Source organism: Peristeroidobacter soli, assembly GCF_004138485.1.
Classification (GTDB): domain Bacteria; phylum Pseudomonadota; class Gammaproteobacteria; order Steroidobacterales; family Steroidobacteraceae; genus Steroidobacter; species Steroidobacter soli.
The window spans coordinates 253,501-271,654 of the sequence record NZ_RYEV01000010.1; the positions used below are offsets into that span (position 1 = coordinate 253,501).

General features: G+C 63.2%; 4 protein-coding genes. 1 reads left to right on the forward strand and 3 read right to left on the reverse strand.

Annotated elements, in window-relative coordinates; all coding sequences use genetic code 11:
• Positions 1-40: 40 nt before the first annotated feature.
• On the reverse strand, positions 41-13,654 hold the full coding sequence (locus tag EKO19_RS35695) for a tandem-95 repeat protein (protein WP_129782201.1): 13,614 nt from the start codon (positions 13,652-13,654) through the stop codon (positions 41-43).
• 425 nt (positions 13,655-14,079) lie between these two features.
• Between EKO19_RS35695 and EKO19_RS35700 the strand changes: the two genes are divergently transcribed.
• Positions 14,080-16,803: a response regulator gene (locus tag EKO19_RS35700; RefSeq protein WP_129782202.1), complete on the forward strand. Its 2,724-nt coding sequence runs from the start codon at positions 14,080-14,082 to the stop codon at positions 16,801-16,803.
• Between the two features lie 12 nt (positions 16,804-16,815).
• Here EKO19_RS35700 and EKO19_RS35705 read toward each other — a convergent pair whose 3' ends face one another.
• Together EKO19_RS35705 and EKO19_RS35710 are read right to left on the reverse strand one after the other, a co-directional pair.
• Complete coding sequence (locus EKO19_RS35705) at positions 16,816-17,607, reverse strand: GntR family transcriptional regulator (RefSeq protein WP_129782203.1); 792 nt, start codon at positions 17,605-17,607, stop codon at positions 16,816-16,818.
• Between the two features lie 154 nt (positions 17,608-17,761).
• Positions 17,762-18,133, reverse strand: a complete 372-nt coding sequence (locus tag EKO19_RS35710; protein ID WP_129782204.1) for a hypothetical protein — start codon at positions 18,131-18,133, stop codon at positions 17,762-17,764.
• Positions 18,134-18,154: the final 21 nt, after the last annotated feature.

The window sequence follows — 18,154 nt, forward strand, 5'->3', positions numbered from 1 at the left end:
GCCGATTTCCCGGCGCTACCTCCTCTCCTCCGGGACGGGCTCAGGCCAGTCCCATCAGATAGGACTCGTACATCAGCTCGTAGCCCTGCATGCTGCTGTTCGCCGCCGTCAGGATGAAGTCATCGGCGGTGAGCGTGCTCGCGCCGCCCGCCAGATCCACGACCAGCGAGCCGGTGATGGGCGTGTGGCCATCGGCCGACACGAAGCTTCCCAGATCGAGCATCGCGTCCCCCTGCTCATGCAGGTCGCTGTTGAACTGCTCGAGATCCAGGTCCGCAACCGTCAGCTCTCGAGCAATCGAACCGTCCATGACCCGCAGCCAGGACAGATCGATCTTGTCCTCGCCGATGACGAAGTCGAGAATCACCACGTCGCGACTGAACCCACTCTGCGGCGCCACCATGAACACATCGTGACCGAGGCCGCCATACAGTTCGGCTCCGCTCCCCGGCCCGCTTGACTCACCGTTGCCGAACACGACCAACAAGTCGTCTCCGTCGCCGCCGATGAGCGTGTCGTAGCCACCGACGGTCGACAGGACGTCGTCACCGCCGCCGCCTACGAGAATGTCATTGCCGGAGTGGCCGAACAACGTGTCGTTCCCTGCCCCGCCAACGAGTCGCTCGTCGCCATAACCGTCATGCAGCGTCACGCCCATGGTGCTGTCGTATCGATCCGTTCCCACGATCGCATCGTCAGTGAGACGCACGATCGTATCGTCGAACTCGATGGCTTCCGCCTGAATCCGCAGCGCCGTGCCGTCGCTCTCGTCCCACGCATGGATGAAATAGAGCGGCTGATCCTCCAGCAACGAATGGCCCAACTGCTCCAGCTGTGTTTGCTCGTTGTAACGCGCTACGCCCGTCAGCAGCGTGATGCTGTAGTTCGACGCGTCGCCCGCGATCCTCACCAGGTCGAAAGACGACTCGGTGCCGATGAAATAATCGGCGCCGCCGTTGTGACCCGGCTCGTACACCACCGCATCGTCCGACAGATTGGAGAAGGCCTCGTTCGCTGCCGTTCCGGACACGCTGAGCGCCTGTGGAGCCTCCACGAGCGTGAGCGTCGCCATCGCGGAGGCAGATGCATTGTCCGCACGATCCACCACACTCGCGATGACACTGATGCTGCTGGTGTCGCCAAACAACGTTGGATTCACTGTTACGTGGAAACGATTGTTTGCATCGGCCGTCGTCAAATACCCCACTGGATCATAGCCCGGGGCGAGCAGCACGACTTGCACCGAGGTCGAGCCTTCGGCAGTGCCGCTCACTACGAAGCCAGTGCTGGCGTCGTCCTCACGCAAAGTCAGCGAGCTGAAGTCCAGCAGCGGTGCCATCGGCAGCTCCCGATCCACGACCGTGAAGAACGGCGCCGTGAGCTCTGACTGCACCGTCCCCAAAGGATCGGTCAAGCGCGCACTGATCAAATAGGTTCCGTCGTCCGGCAGGATCGACGGCTGCAACGCGGCCCACCCTTGTGAGATGTCCCCGGCGGTCAACGCATGCGTGGCGACAGGATCGTCCGTGCCTCGCATGAACAGCTGCACGATGCAGCCTTCGTAAGCACCCACCTCCGGCAACTCGACGCGGTACGTCAGCAAAGACTCCGTGGTGTTGCCATCGTTCGGCGCGGTCGCAAGCTCCGATTCCTCGAGCGACACGCTGACCAGTCTGCCCAACGGAGGCGTTTCCATGTGCACGGTGACCGCGCCGGTCACCACGCCCTCGCCACCACTGCCCTGCAAGCCGTGGAACGAAGCATTGCCGTCGGAGATGCGATACTCGATCACGACTTCCGACTGCGAAGCACTGTTGTTGCTGTAAGTGATCTGTCGCAGCAGCTCGTTGACGTCCGCCGTCGTCGGAATGTTGCTTCCAAAGCCCGTGAAGTGTAGTTGCAACTGTCCCGCGACATTGGAATACGTGGCGATGACCGCGCCGTTCTTGGTGATCGTTCCATTGTCCTGCCACACCAGCGCCGGCGGCATGAAGCTCTCGGGCGTTTGATGACCGAACACGTCGGCACCGTCGGCGCCGCCTTGTCGCTGCACGCTGATCGTGGCACCGGACCAGTTGCCGCTGCCGCCGTTGAGCGCATCGAGCTCGATGTCGTGCAATGACGCTTCGGGCGCCAGCAGCACTGGCTCGTCGCCCCTCGAATAGTTCACCGAGGGCGTGCCGTCGCCGAGCTCCGGCGGCGTGAACTCGAACTCCGGCGGGCTGCTCATCGACACCGTGCTCCGATAATCGTCCGCGTCACCCGGCCAGCCTTCGCCGTGGCCCTCGCCACCGAAGAACTGGCTGCTCTCCTCGAAATTGAAGTCGACGGTACCGAAGCCCGTTACCGAGCCGGTGTTGACGAAAGTGTAAGCATCGCCGCCATTCCACATACCTTCCGTGGCGCCGTCGCCACCGAAGGTGCCGTTGCCTTCGAGCCGCAGGCCGTTGACGTGAAGTGCGCCGTCGTTCCACACCAGTGCGGCGTCGCCACCGTGGTTGGCCGAGATCCCGCCATCCTGGCCGCGCGTAGTGATGTAGCTCAACTGCACATTCGAAACATACAACGTCGCGCCCGACCCATTGTAGATCCCACCGACCACGGAGGCGGTCTGCAGTGCCTCGACAACGATCCCATCAATGGTGAGATCGGCGAGCGTCGCCACGCCATAGTTGCTCACGCCCGCCGCGTCAGTGCCGCTGTTCACCAGAATTTCAGCGTTCACCGCCGCGATGTTGAATCCCTGCACCACCGCGCCGTCGCCGCCGACATCGGAGCTGATCCTGACCGCCGCGCCGACGAAAGCTCCGTTGTGGACCAGCGTGACTCGATCACCGTCACGAGCGCCGTTGATATAAACGGCGCTATCGATCGTCAGCGCCGACTCCAGCACGATGTTGCGCACATCGCTATCGAAAATGGCATCGCTGAAACCGATGCTCTGTCCATCCTGAGCCAGGGCCAGCGCTTCGCGCAGGCTCAACACACCGTCTTCGCTGTCGACCCGGTCGAGCAGCGTGGTCACGATGTAGTCGTAGCCCACCGCCGGCAGCTCGAGCATCGGCGCATCGTTCACCGAGCGCATGTCGAAAGTGAAGGTGGCCGATTCACTGGTGTCCTCGCCGCCATTGGCCGTACCGCCGTTGTCGCGCACCGAGAAGTCGAAGCTGGTCGAGCCGTAGTAGTTTTCTCCAGGCGTGAACGTGAGCTTGCCCGACGACAGATCCGCCACGCTCACTTCGAAGCCAGCGGTCAGCTGATCGGACGTGATGGCCTCGCCGTCGTAGTACAGAGTGCCATTGTTCGGCAGCGAATCGATCACCACCGCCGCGAGGCTGTCATCTTCCGTATCCGTGATCGCGAAGTCCGGGCTGCTGAAGGTGTAGCTCTGATCCTCATTGATCGTGACGATCTTATCTTCCGTTTCCGGTGCATCGTTCACCGCCGTGATGTTCACGGTGAGCGTGCCGGTTCCGGAGAGTGACTGACCCGAGCCTTGCGAGCCGCTGTTGCCATCAGTGACGGTGTAAGTCAGCTGCACACTCGAATCCGGATCCTCCGAGGAGTTGCTGTACGTCACCTGCTGCAACACGTGGTCCGCATCCGCGCTGGTCGCGACGACGCTGCCCGCCGCGGAGAAATTGATCGAGAGCACGCCGCCCAGCGACGAGTAGGTGCCGATCACACTTTCTTCGCTGCCCACCATCTTGTAGATGCTGCCCGCATCGAAGCGCAGGTCGTTGGCATTGACGAAACCGAACGTGTCATCGCTGTTCGAGAAGTCGGAGCGTTGCAGGCTGATCGACGCGCCGGACCAGTTGCCGGCACCATCGTTCAATGCATCCAGCTCTGGATCGCTCAATGTCACACCAGAGGCCAGCTGCACCGCCGACGCACCCTCGGTATAGGACGCGGTCGCGCCGTTCACGAGGTTCACCGCCGGCGCATCGTTCACTGCGTTCACAGTGATGCTGAGGGTCGCGCTGCTGCTCGTGTTGACGCCGCCACTGGTGGTACCGCCGTTGTCGCGCACCTGGTAGCCGAAGCTGTCCGAGCCGTTGTAGTTCGAAGACGGCGTGTAACGCAGGGAGCCCAGGTTCGCGACCAGGATCACATCGTTCGCCGACACCGGCTGACCGTTGAGCGTGAGCGTGCCGTGGCTGGGCAGCGATGTGATGATCACTGCGTCCAGCGTGTTGCCATCGACATCCGAGAACGGGAAATCCGAAGATGACAGGTACTTCGAGCCGCCCTCGTCCAATGTCAGCGAGCCGCCCGTGGTGCTCGGCGCATCGTTCACCGACGCGATGTTGACGGTGAGCGAGCCGGTCGCGGTCAGTGCACCGGACGGGCCTTGCACGCCGCTGTTGCCATCACTGACCGTGTACGTCAGCTCCACGCTCGACTCGGGAGTGTTCGAGGAATTGCTGTACGTGATCTGTTGCAACACATGGTTGGCATCGGCTGTGGTCGCGACCACAGCGCCGCTCGCCGCGAAGCTGATCGTGAACACACCATTGACCGAGGTGTAGGTGCCGATCACGCTCTCCTCGCCGCCCACCATCTTGTAGATGGTGCCGGCGTCGAAGCGCAGATCGTTGCCATCCACGAAATCGAAGCCGTCCTGGCTGTTCGCCGTGCCGGAGCGCTGCAAAGTGATCGAAGCCCCCGACCAGTTGCCGGCACCGCCGTTCAATGCGTCCAGATCCGGATCGGACAGCGTCGCCGTCGGCGACAGCTGCACCCCTGAGGCGCCCTCGACGTAATTGACCGATGTGGTGGCCTCGATGACCGGTGCCTGGTAGACGAACGGCGGATTCGCCGGCTGCGCCGGATTGTTGCTCCACTCGCTGGCCGTGCCGATCGCGCTGTAGTTATTGGTGGCTGCATAGAATTCGTTGGCTCTGTCGCCCTCACCGAGAATCGGCGGGCCGAACGTGCCGCCCACGTTCACGTAGATCTGAGCGGAACCTGGATTGGCGTACGTGCCGTTGCCGCCGGTAACGACATTGTTCTCGATGTAAAAATCCGTGGCGCGAATGGTCCCGGTGTTGAACACGATGTGGGCCGAGCCACCGGGATCCGCGCTGGTCGCTTGCCAGCCAGTGGCACGGTTGTCCTCGATGTGCACATCCGAGACGTACAGCGTACCGGTGTTGAGCAACGCGGCAACCACGGTGCCGTAGGCCCGGCTGCCAACCTGGTTGTAGTCCTTGATCGTGACGTTGGCCAGTGTGAGCCGACCCTCGTTGTAGATTCCCGGCTCGTAATCCCAGCCAATGGACTGCTGCACGTACGGGTCGCCACTGAGCACCAGCCCTTCGAGGATGGCACCGGTGGCGCCATCCACATCGGCATGGATAGCCGAGAACAACCCGTTGGTGCGCAGCTCGACCTGGGCCGCGCCACCGTTCGGCGCGCCGTTGATGTAGATGGCCTTGGTGATCGACAGCGTGTCGGTCAGCTCGATGGTGATCGGGCCGTTCGCGAGCAACTCCTCGCTGAAGCCGATGCTCTGCCCATTGGCCGCAAGCTCGATGGCCTCGCGCAAGCTCAGCAAACCGTCATTCGCATCGACGACATCCAGTGTCGTGTTGACGACGTAGTCGACGCTCGCCACTGCCGGCAGATCGAGCGTCGGCGCATCGTTCACCGCCGTCACGCTGATGCTCATCGTCGCCGCGCTGCTGGTGTCGCTGCCGCCGTGCGCCGTGCCGCCATCGTCACGCAGCTGATAGCCGAAGCTGTCGGAGCCGTTGTAGTTCGCGTTCGGTGTGTAGAGCAGCGAGCCCACGCTCGATGCCGCGATCTCATCGCCGACCAGCACCGGCTGGCCGTTGAGCGTGAGGCTGCCATGCTCAGGCAACGAGGTGATGATCAATGCCTGCAGGTCATTGTCTTCCGCATCCGTGAATGCGAAGTCCGAGCTCGCGAACGTGTGCGCGCCATCTTCCGCCAGCGTCACGCTGTTGGACTCAGGCTCGGGCGCGTCATTGATGTTGGTGAGGTGCACCGTCACTCTGCCCGAGGTGATACCGGCGCCGCCGCTGCCCTGGTCGCCGCTGTTGCCGTCGTGGACGCCGTAGTAGAGTTTGACGCTCTCGGGCAGATTCTCCGAATCGCTCGCGTAGGTGAAGTGCCGCAGAATGTAGTTCACATCGGCGCTCGTGGGCGGCGTCGTTTCCGACTCGACGCCGAAGTGCACCAGCACGATGCCATTCACGACCTTGACGGTGGCGATGTCATGACCGTCCTTGGAAATCACGCCGCTCTCATCGTCGAGCGAGTAGCCATTGCCCGAGATGAAATCGATGATGTCGTCCGACTCGAATGCAATCGCACCCTCGCCGCCGGCACGACCGAGGGCGAGCGTGGCGCCGCTCCAGTCGCCCTTGCCATCGTTCAATGCATCCAGCTCGGCGTCCGCGACGCTCGCGGTGGGCGCGATCAACACGGCCGCGCCGTTCTCGATGAAGTTCGGCGCGAACGGCTCGAAGCGCTGGCCATAGATGCCGTAGGCGGACCCGTCCTGCAGGTTCGACTGCCAGGTGATCACGATCCCACCATCGCTCAGCACCGTAATGGCCGGCGAGGTCTGCTCATACGTCGTGTACGAGTTCACCAGTACCGCCTCGCTCAACGGCTCGCCGTTGACGCCGAAGCGCTGCGCGTAAATATCCAACGTCGAGTCGACACTGCCCCACGACGTCCAGGTGACCACGAAGCCGCCGGTCGGCAATGCCGTGACCGCCGATTCGTACTGATCGTTGTCCTGATTGCCGTTGACGAGCGTCTGCTCACCGCGCGCGACACCATTGGCATCGTAGCGCTGCATATACACGCCCTTGCCGCTTTCATCGGGGGAGGTCCAGGTGACGACGAAGCCGCCATCCGACAACGCGGCGATCGATGCTTCGACCTGATCGCCCTGCGTCGTGGTGTTGATGCGGAATTCTTCCCCGAGCAGTTCACCGGTGGCGGAGATGCGCTGCGCGAAGATGCCGCGCGAGTTGGTGTCGTCGCTACCCGTCCAGGTCACCACGTACGAGCCGTTCGACAGCGCGACCGCCTGCGAGTCGAACTGATCGAAGTGGGTGGTCGTGTTGATGCGGATCTCGCCACTGGAGTTCGAGCCGTTCTGAATCACGCCGTAGATGCCGAAGCCCGAGCCGTCCTGACCATCGGACGTCCAGGTGGCAATAGTGCCTGTGCTGCTTACCGCCGCCGAGGGCTGGAACTGATCGCCCAATCCGACGGTTTCGAGTGTCGATTCCATGCCAAGAGGCTCACCGTCACGGTCGAAAGCGCGACTGTGCAGATTCGCGCCGCCGACAGTATCGAGGCTGCTCCACAGGACCGCGAAGCCGCCGGTCGGAATCGCCACCACCACCGGATCGAACTGGTCATTCGCGATCTGCTGATTGACCCGCATCTCCTCGCCGATCTTTGCGCCGCTCGCGTCGAACCGCTGAGCGTAGATGCCGTAGCTGTTGTCGATGTCATCCTGTGCTTTGGACATCCACACCACGACAAAGCCGCCATCGGCCAGCGCCGTGATCGAGGGACTCTCCTGATTGCCCGCGGTGAACGTGTTCACCGGGAAGATCGAGCCCGCCGCCTCCGGTCCCACTTCGTGGGAGTACGTCGGCAGCGTGAGCATCGGCGTATCGTTCACCGCGCTCACATCCAGCGTCAGCGTCGCGGTGTTGCTCAAATCGGTGCCACCCACTGCGGTACCGCCGTCATCGCGCACCTGATAGTCCAGGCTGACCGAGCCGTTGTAACCGGCATTCGGCGTGAACACCAACTTGCCGGCCGCGAGATCGGCCGCGGAAATCGAGTAACCGTTGGCGCCCAGGTCATTCAAGGTGAGCGCGGTCTCGTTGAAGTACAGCGTGCCATTCTCCGGCAGCGACGTGATGATCACCGCCGCGAGCTCGTTGCCTTCCGTGTCCGTATAGCTGAAGTCCGTCGCGTAGAGCGTCACGCTCTGACCTTCGTCGAGGTCCACTGTGTTGCCACCGGCGACCGGCGCGTCGTTCACTTCGGTGATGGTGACGGTGAACGTCGCCGATGTGCTGCTGTTCACACCGCCATTGGCGGTGCCGCCATCGTCCTGCACGCGGAAGTCGAAACTCACCGAGCCGCTCTGATTGTCGGCGGGCACGAAGCGCAACAGGCCGCTGCTGATATCCGCAGCGCTCACCGAGAAGCCATTGGTCACATCGGAGGACTCCACGGCCACGTTGTTGTAGTAAAGCGTGCCATTGCCCGGCAGCGAATCGATCAACACGGCCGACAGCTCATCGCCATCGACATCGTTGAAGCTGAAGTCGCTGGCCACAAATGTGTAGGAGTCGCCCTCGGCGATCGTCGTGCTGCCCGCGGCAGTCGACGGTGCATCGTTGACCGCCGTCACCGTCAGATTGAAGGTTGCCGACGCACTGGTGTCGACGCCGCTGTTGCTCGTACCGCCCTCGTCCCGCAGACGGAAATTGAAGCTGGCCGTGCCGCTGGTGCCGGCATCCGGCACGAACACCAGCTTGCCTGCGGCCAGATCCTCGGCGGAAATCACATAGCCGTCGTTGCCCACCTCGAATGAAGTCAGCGGCTGATCGTTGAAGCACAGGGTGCCGCCAGTGGGCAGCGAATCGATGATCAGCTGCTGCAGACCGTCGCTCTCCTCATCGGTGAACGCGAAGTCCGCTGTGCCAAAGGTATGCGCGTTGTCTTCGAGCATGGTCGCGCTGCCGCCGGTGGTCACCGGCGCATCGTTGACCGCAGTGACGTTGACGGTGAAGGTCGCGGACTCGCTGGTATCGACACCGCCGTTGTCGGTGCCACCATCGTCCTGCACGCGGAAGTCGAAGCTGCTGCTGCCATTGGCATTCGCATCCGGGCGGAACACCAACTGACCGTTCGAGAGATCGGCCGCAGAAATGGAGTAGCCGTCGGTGCCGATGTCCTCGAGCGTGATCTCGTGTTCGCCGTGCCACAAGGTGCCACCTTCAGGCAGGGACGTGATGATGACCGCCGCCAGGTCATCGTCTTCGATATCGTTGTAGCCGAAGTCGGACGCCGCGAACGTGTGCTCGCCATCTTCCAGAATGGTGGTGCTGCTGTCGGTCGCCACCGGCGCATCGTTGACCGGCGTAATCGTGACCGTGAACGTGCTCGACTCGCTGATATCGGCGCCACCATTGGCCGTGCCGCCATCATCCTGCACGCGGAAATTGAAGCTGGTGTTGCCGTTGGCATTGGTGTCGGGCTGGAAGACCAGCTTGCCCTCCACCAGGTCCGCCGCGGAAACCGAATAGCCCCCGGTGCCCAGATCGTCGAGCGTGATCTCATGCTCGCCGTACCACAAGGTGCCGCTTTCAGGCAGCGACGCGATGATCACCGCCGCGAAGGCGTCATCTTCGATATCGCTGAAACCGAAGTCGGATGTTTGGAAAGCATACGAGCCGCCTTCGGCGATCGTGGTGCTGCCGGCGCTGGTGCCCGGCGCATCGTTCACCGCGGTGATGTCGAAGGAGAATGTGGCTTCGGCGCTCGTGTCATCGCCACCGTTGGCCGTGCCGCCGTCATCCTGTACGCGGAAATTGAAGCTGGTGCTGCCATTCACGTCCGCGTCCGGACGGAACACCAGCTCGCCGTTCGACAGATCGGCCCCGGAGATCGAATAGCCGTCGGTGCCCAGGTCATCGAGCGTGATCGCATGATCGCCATGCCACAGCGTGCCGCTTTCAGGCAGCGACGTGATGATGACCGCGGCGAGCGAGTTGTCTTCGAGATCCGTGAAATTGAAGTCGGTCGCCGAGAAGGTGTGCTCGCCATCTTCCAGGATGGTCTCGCTGCCGCCAATGCTGGCCGGTGCGTCATTGACGGAGGTCACGCTCACCGTGAACTGCGCCGTCTCGCTGATATCGACACCGCCATTCTCGGTCCCGCCATCGTCCTGCACGCGGAACCCGAAGGTGCTGCTGCCGTTCGCATTCGCGTTCGGCTGAAACACCAGCTGGCCGTCGGTCAAGTCAGCGACGGTGATCGAATAGCCCTCGGTGCCCAGATCGTCGAGTGTGATGGCGTGGTCGCCGTGCCACAGCGTGCCGCCCTCGGGCAGCGACGTGATGATGACCGCCGACAGGTTGTGATCCTCGCTGTCGGTGAAGCCAAAGTCCGACCCCGAGAACGTGTGCGAGCCGTCCTCGAGAATGCTCGTATCGCTGTCGGATGCCTGCGGCGCGTCGTTCACTGCCGTGATGGTGAAATTGAACGTGGCGGCTGCGCTGATATCGGCGCCATCGTTGGCGGTGCCGCCATTATCCTGCACGCGGAAATTGAAGCTGGTGCTGCCATTCACATCCGCGTCGGGGACGAAGCTCAACAGGCCGCTGGCAATATCCTCAGCGGAGATCGAGTACCCGCTGCTGCCGAGATCGTCGATCGTGATCTGATCCTCGCCATACCACAGCGTGCCGCTTTCGGGCAGCGAGTCGATGAGCACGGCCGACAAGGTGTCGCCATCCAGGTCGCTGAAACCGAAATCCGTCAACGAGAACACGTGCGAGCCGTCTTCGAGGATGGTCGCGCTGCCGCCGCTGCTCGCCGGCGCGTCGCTCACTGGGGTGACCTCGAACGTGAAGGTCGCCTCGGTGCTGGTATCCACGCCACCATTGGCCGTGCCGCCATCGTCCTGCAGGCGGAATTGGAAACTGATGTCGCCGTTGACATTCGCCGCGGGCACGAATCGCAATAGCCCTTCCTGCAGATCCGTGGCGGCAATCGAATAGCCTTCACCACTCAGGTCATCGAGCGTGATCTCATGTTCGCCGTGCCACAGCGTGCCGCCCTCGGGCAGCGAGGTAATGATGAGTGCCGCGAGGCTGTCGTCTTCGATATCGTTGAAGCCGAAGTCGGACGCCGAGAACGTGTGCCCGCCATCTTCCAGAACGCTCGTGCTGCCGCCGCCACTCACCGGTGCGTCGTTGACCGGCGTGATGTCGATCGAGAACGTCGCCGTCTCGCTCACATCCACGCCACCATTGAGCGTGCCACCGTTGTCCTGCACCCGATAATCGAAGCTGGAAGCACCGTTCGTGTCTGCATCGGGCACGAACGTCAACATCCCGGCCGCCAGATCGGCCGCGGAGATGGAATAACCCTCCTCGCCCAGATCATCGACGGAGAGCTGGTGTTCGCCGTACCAAAGCGAGCCGCCCTCGGGCAGCGAGGTGATGATCACCGCCGCCAGGGCGTTGCCCTCCAGGTCGGTGAAGCCGAAGTCCTGCGCCGAGAACGCGTGACTCTCGTCTTCCGCGAGGATCAGTGAATTGTCGGTTGCGACCGGTGCATCGTTGACGGATGCAACATTCACGGTCACGGTGTGCGCGGTCGGATCCAGATTGACACCGCCGTTGGCGGTGCCGCCGTCATCGCGAACCTGGAACTGGAAGCTCGCGTAGGCATCGCCGTTCTCACCGGTCGCGGGCACGAAGCGGAACAAGCCGGCCTCGATATCCGAGGCACTGACGTAGAAACCATTCGCCACGTCCTCCGAGGTGATCGCCGTCTCGCCCAGATACAGCGTGCCGGCGCGCGGCAGCGACACGATCTTGATGGCATCGAGGTCATTGGCGCCGCCTGCATGGGCGGCGTCGATCGCATCGGTGAATGGGAAATCGGCGAGCGAGAAGACGTGCGGCAGATTCTCCGCCGTCGTCACGGTCGAATCCTGACCGGTGGGTGCGTCGTTGACCGCGGTGATGGCGATGCCCAGCGTGTCCGACTCCACGACGCCGAGACCGACGTAGTGAACGGAGATGGCCGCACCGAGCACGCCGTTGAACTCCACCGGCGGCCTGATCGAGATCTTGTCGAGCTCGCGGTATTCCAGCGTGTAGCTGCCATCCGCTGCCGGCTGGAGCACCTCGATGCTGAGCGCACCATTGGCACCGCGAACCTCACGTTCCACCGTGACACCGGCGACATCGAACTTCACCGTCACCGTATCGATCTTGTCCGGCGCGCCCTGATAGAGCTTCAGCTCGGGATTGAGCGCGAAAATGAACCGGTCGCCCTCCAGGCGCTGCGCGAAGCTGATGCTCGCATCGACGTTCCGATCGATCACTTCACTCACGTCGCCGCTCGTCAGAGCCTCGATGGCAGCCGCGAGCTCACCGTTCTGCGAGAAGGAAATGTCGCGCTCGTATTGATCACTGATCTGTGCACCGGCGCCCACGCTGGTCAGCAGATCCTGAAAGCCCGCCAATGCGTAACGCGTGACCTGCAAGGCCACGTCACTCACTCCCGATGCGTCGACCAGGGTGTGATTGACGGCGGCGATCGCGCTGGCGAGCGCCGTGAGATCGGCCGCGTTCGATGCGCCGACACCGGTACCCGAGAACGCCGTCTCGAGCACGCGTGCGACATCATCGACAGACGTAAGATCCAGTGAGCCATCGAGCACGCTCTGTGCCATCGCCGTGATCGCGGCATTGGCGGCCGTGACCGCATCGGCCGCACCGGCACCGACCAGCAGCGACTGAATCGAACTGATCGTGTTGAGCACGGACTCCGATTGATCCTCGACGGCGCCGCCGCCGCTCTGCAGGTTCTGCAGTGGATCGAACGTGGTCAGGTTGACACCGCCAGGCAGCGTCACGCCGAGCGCGGTGGCGAGACGCGACTGCGCACCGCTGACAGTCAGCGAGTCGTCCTGCTTCATCATCTCGTCGATCAGCGTCGTGAGCGGCGAAATGACGGTCGAGCCTGCCGGCGCGCGCAGAATCAAGCCGTCGAGCGGCACGTTGGTGAGCGTGTCCACGCCGCCGAATGCCAGCAGCGACGCACCGGTCTGGTCCGACGCGAAGGTGAAGCGGCCCTGGCCGTCGGTGTACACCGGATCGCCATCGGGCAGTCCGTCATGATCCAGATCGAGATAGACCGCGGCGCCTTGCACGTAACCTTTGATCACCTCGCCGGTGATCGTGGTCGGTGGTGGCGGCGGCGGCTCTTCGGTTGGCGGAGCCGGCTGCTTGTCGTCATCACCACGGTTCGCGATTGCAACGGCGGCGCCGGCGCCCCCCAGGCCGAACAGCAACCAGATCAGACCGGAATCATCGTCGTCGCCGGATTGCGCAGCCGGTGCGACGGCCACAGCGCCGCCGCTCGCGCCACCGTCCGCCATCACGATGGCGCCATCATCCTCGTCATCTTCGCTGGCGGCAGCGTTCGTTTGCGCTTCGGCATTCTGCGCGGCGGCCTCCTCGCCTTCGGCAGTTGCCTGCGCGTCATCGTCCTTGATGCGAACGGCGATACGGACCTTACGGGCAGCAATCTCCTCCTTCGTCAGCACGTGCTCGGCAAGCCGGGTCGTGCCTGCGAGCAGTGCGATCTTGTCGCCAGGCTGTGGCGTGACATCGCCCTTTGTGTCATCGGCAGCGCCGTCGTTGGATGAGTCCTTCTGCTTCGGTGCCGGCGCGGAATCATCCTGCGCGGCGCTGACACCGATCAGCAGCAGAGTCATCGGCACCATGGCCATGTGGCGGCGAGACAGATGTCTCACCAGCCGGCGCAGCCGTGTTCCGCCGTCGTGCGCCGTTGCGTTGTCGATTGAGCGCTGTTCCGTTCCGCGATCTTGCATGGTGTTCATTGGCAGTGGCTCTGAGCCCGGTGTCGATATTGAAATCGAATATACCGACGGCCACGCGCGCGCCGGCGCAGATGCTTCCAAATTGGACGCTTCTATCGCCGCGATGCTGCGGCGGATGGATCGCTGCCGAGCGGGTCGGCTGAATCGGAGCAAATTGGAGGTTTATTCGGGGATGCCCCGCTGCTGCGCGCTCGCGCCGGCCCGACCCATCTGGCCGGTACGCAACTCTCTACGTACAGACAGCATTCCCAATGCGTATGCCTACCATTTACAGTTATTCCTATTATGGTACTTATTCTTTTAATCGGTCACGGAGTCACTCTCCGCTGCCGGAACGCCGATCCTCAGCGCTGCGTTTATCATGCCTTGATAGGGACAACATACAGCAGGGATGAACCCGGGCCGGCCCTAACGTGAGCGCTGACATGTTCGAGATCGCGTTCTTGTCCACTGCGCAGATCTCATTGCTACCCGCGGTAGTCATGGCGGTGGCCCTGTTGTGGGGCTGGCGATGGTCGATAGCAACGGCACTGGTCATCTGTGCCATCGCGTTGCTCCTGCAGGACGATCCGTGGCCCACCGCGCTCACCATGCCGTTCGCCGCGGCCGGCGGCCAGCTGCTGCGATGGGGCGCCCGCTGCGTCTCCGCAGCTCTCGTGCAACTGCTCCCCCACCTCTTTCTTTATATACAGTCGCTGCCGGGCACTGCTCTGGACCGGCCTTTGTCGATCGCCGCCACTGCGTTGACGGAAGCAAGCGTCAACGTCGCGCTGGCGAGCGCGTGTCTCATCCTGCTGCCCCAGCGGGGCAGACACACCGGACAACGTGCCCGTGTGCACGCCGGGCACATCGTCTTCACGCTCATCTCCGGAGTCTCTGGGCTCACCGCGCTCGGCCTGCTCGGCGAGCTGCCACCGGGGATGCCTGTCGATGAGAGCTCCATGCGCCTGTGCAGCCTGCTGCTCGCCGCACTCGCGCTCAGCCAGGTCGTGACGTGGCGGGCCACGACGCGACTGATGTCGGTGCAGCGTTGGCTGAGTGGCGACACCAAGACGAGTCCGGCGGTGCCAGCGCTGCTCGAAGAGACGATCTCACCCCTGCTTCGAGAAATGCACCACCTGCGACGGGACATCGCGCACCGTCGCCAGGATCTGCTGGCGGCCGAGCAGGAGATCGAGCAGATGCGACAGGCGGCCGAGGTCGCGCAGCGCGACTTGAAACTGTGCGCTCAGCAGGTTCGCCGCAAGCGGCGTGAGCTCGAAGCGGTCAGAAACCGCTACCGCGTGCTGATGAATCACTGCTCGGATGTCACTCTGTTCGCCACCCGCGAGGGCAAGATCGAGTCCGCCAGCCGCTCCATCGCAACCTTGCTGGGCTATGAGCCGGTGGCGATGAAGGGGCAACGCCTCGGCGTGCTCATTCCGGCGCACCAGACGCTCGAGCATCCGCTCAACCTCACGCAGCTCGAAAAAGTGCGCGCCGGCACGCGGCCCATCGAAACCATACTGCGAACGGCCGAGGGCAAGGAGGTCAGCGCGTACGTCCAGATCACTCCCTACGCTCAGGCCGACGGCGATCGCTACGCCATCCACGTGCGCGATCCCAGTGGCATGCGTGCGGCAATCACCGCGCTGAAACGCGCTCAGAAACTGACCGAATCGGCACAGCGCTCGCGGGATCTGTTCATCGCCACCATGAGTCACGAGTTGCGCACGCCGCTGCATGGGCTCATGGCAACGCTCGAGATGATGCGCGCCGACCAGTCCTCGCCGCAGGAGCTGCAACAGCGGCTGTCGGTCGCCCGGCTGTCGGCGCGCTCGCTGCTCAAGATCGCCAACGACATCCTCGATCTCACCCGTATCAATTCGGGACATTTCACACTCCAGGATGAAGTGTTCTCGCTGGCGCGGCTGCTGCACGAAGTGATCGACGCCTCCCGCGCCCAGGCCGATTCCCTGCACTTGAGTCTCTCGTTGCAGCTGCCGAATACATTGCCGCCCTCGTTCCACGGCGATCCGACGCGCTTGAAGCAGATCATGAACAACCTGATCTCCAATGCGTTGAAGTGCACCACCCGCGGTGGCATCCACTTGAACGTCGCGTACGACGGCCGGCAGATCACCATCGACGTGATCGACACTGGCGAGGGCGTGCCCGTCGACAGACGCCACGCAATCTTCGATCCGTTCGTTCAAGTCGAAACGGCCACCTCGCGCCACGGCGGCACGGGACTGGGATTGCCCATCAGTCGTCGACTGGCGCAGGCGATGGGCGGTGACCTGGTGTTGCTGCGATCGAGCACGGCCGGTTCGGTGTTCCGGCTCACCGTGGCGCTGGGCGCCTCGCACGAGACGCCGCCGGATGAGCAGACTCAACGCATCTTTCGCAATCCACGCGGCCGCATCCTGGTGGTGGAAGACAACAGCACCAATCGGTTCGTGGCCGAAGCGCTGCTGCTCAACCTGCAATGCCCGGCCACCATCGTCGACAACGGCGAGGATGCCTTGCGCCTGATGAGCCAGGAACAGTTCGATCTGATTCTGATGGATTGCCAGATGCCGGGCATGGACGGCTACCAGACCACCCGGCGGCTGCGCGCCATGCTGCCGCATCGAATCCCCATCATTGCCATGACCGCGAACGCGATGGCCGACGACCGGCCGCGCTGCCTCGAGGCGGGGATGGATGATTTCCTGCCCAAGCCATTCGGCCGGGCAGCGCTGCACGACATCCTGTGTAAGTGGCTGCGTCCCGGGGAGCAGCCTCGCGCGCGCGTGGTGCCGGGCGAGCGGCTGTCGAACCTGCCCGACATGGATACCCAGGTGTTCGACGAGCTGCGCCACAGCCTGAATCATCAACGTGCACCGCTACAACGCATTTGCGATTCGTTCGTCGACTCGACCGAGCAGACGCTGTCGCTGCTGGATGGCAGCGAGCGCGACACGCCGAAGCTCAAGAGATATCTGCACAGCCTGCTCGGCAGCGCCGGCATGGTGGGGGCGCGCCGCGTGGAGCATCTCGCGGGTTACCTGCAAACCGTGGTGACCGATGGCGATGAGGCGGGTGCCGCCGCCGCCGCGCCTGCCCTGAGACAATCCATGCAGCGATTCCATCGCGAGTTCCAGCGGCGAATCTCGGAGGACAGCTGAGCCTCGACGCGCCTATGCCCCGCCGTGCTGAGTCACGGGTTGCCAGCGCAGCCCGGTGCCCACGCTGTCGTAACGAACGTCCATGCGAATCGGGTAGACGTCGGCGAGAAAGAAACCGCGCTGGAATTCGAGTGGTGCCCCGTGCGCATCCCGGCTGAGCGAGTCCGTCATCAGAATCGGCGTGCCGACGGCCACATCCAGCAGCGGCGCGGTGTCCGCGTCGGCGGCAACGGCATGAGTCGTATGCGAACCGGTCGCGGGCACATAGCCCAGTTCCTTCAATGCCGTGAGTATCAGCTTGTCAGTGATCCTGGCCCGCGTGAGCTTGCCGGCGACCGCCTCGGGAATATAGCTCGAGGTAACCGAGAAGCAGGTCTTGTCGAACTGCCGCGTCCGTACGATCAACAGTGAACGCGCGCCAAAATCCGGTGCCTCGCGCAATACATAGGCGGGCGTATCGACGCGGGCGAACTTCAGGCATTTGGAACGGGTCGCCTGCGCGAAGCGATCGAGATCGTGAACCAGGCCGGCGAGTCTCTGCCAGCTCGCGGGGTCCCGATCGGAAGCGAGTGCATAGGTGCCGCTGCCGCGCCGACGCACCACCCGGCGTTCGCGCACCATGCGATCGATCGCGCGTCGCACGGTATTGCGCGAAACCTGATACAGCTTCATGAGCTCGTTCTCGGTCGGCAAAGCGGCACCGCTGCGAATGGTGCCCTCGGCAAGGGCCCGGACAAGAAGACTGTATACCTGATGGTACCGGGTGACGCCCGTTCGACGCCCGATCCTGCCGACTCGATTCATAGCTCTCCTGTTGCAGGCTCTTGCAACTCGATGCTTTCGGGCACTTCCATGCGCAAGCGATTCTAGTGGGGACAAGCCTGCCCGTGAAAGTCGCGGCGCGCAATAACATTCACAATGTCGCGGCCGCGCGACGCCGAAGTCGAGTGAGAACCGATCAGGAGAGCTTACGGAAATTGGGCACCTCGGCGATACGAACAAAGGTCCCTTCGATCCGGCTGTCGGGCTTGCCGACGACGCGCGCCACGTATTCTATGCGTTTGCAATCGAGCGAGATCTCGCCGATGCCTTCGGTCTCGTACGGCGCACCGTCGCTGGTCCGCGGCACCTTGCGTCGCTCACCGTGAAATGCCACGAAGGCCCTGAAAAAAATCCGGCTGGCCTCGCGCCGGTAGATGCCCACGAAATGGTACCTTTCGTTGCCGCCGACGATGCGTCGATCGTCCAGCAACACCACTGTGCCGCACTCCCTCCTCCTCCTGGGCATTCCATCGCCGCGGCTCTTCACCATCCACAGGGCTTCAACCACCTACTTCTCCTATATACGCCG

What these genes read in the sequence shown, in the direction of transcription:
- EKO19_RS35700 (WP_129782202.1), top strand. Translation starts at nt 14,080, where the DNA reads ATGTTCGAGATCGCGTTCTTGTCCACTGCGCAGATCTCATTGCTACCC.
- EKO19_RS35695 (WP_129782201.1), bottom strand. Translation starts at nt 13,654, where the DNA reads ATGAACACCATGCAAGATCGCGGAACGGAACAGCGCTCAATCGACAAC.
- EKO19_RS35705 (WP_129782203.1), bottom strand. Translation starts at nt 17,607, where the DNA reads ATGAATCGAGTCGGCAGGATCGGGCGTCGAACGGGCGTCACCCGGTAC.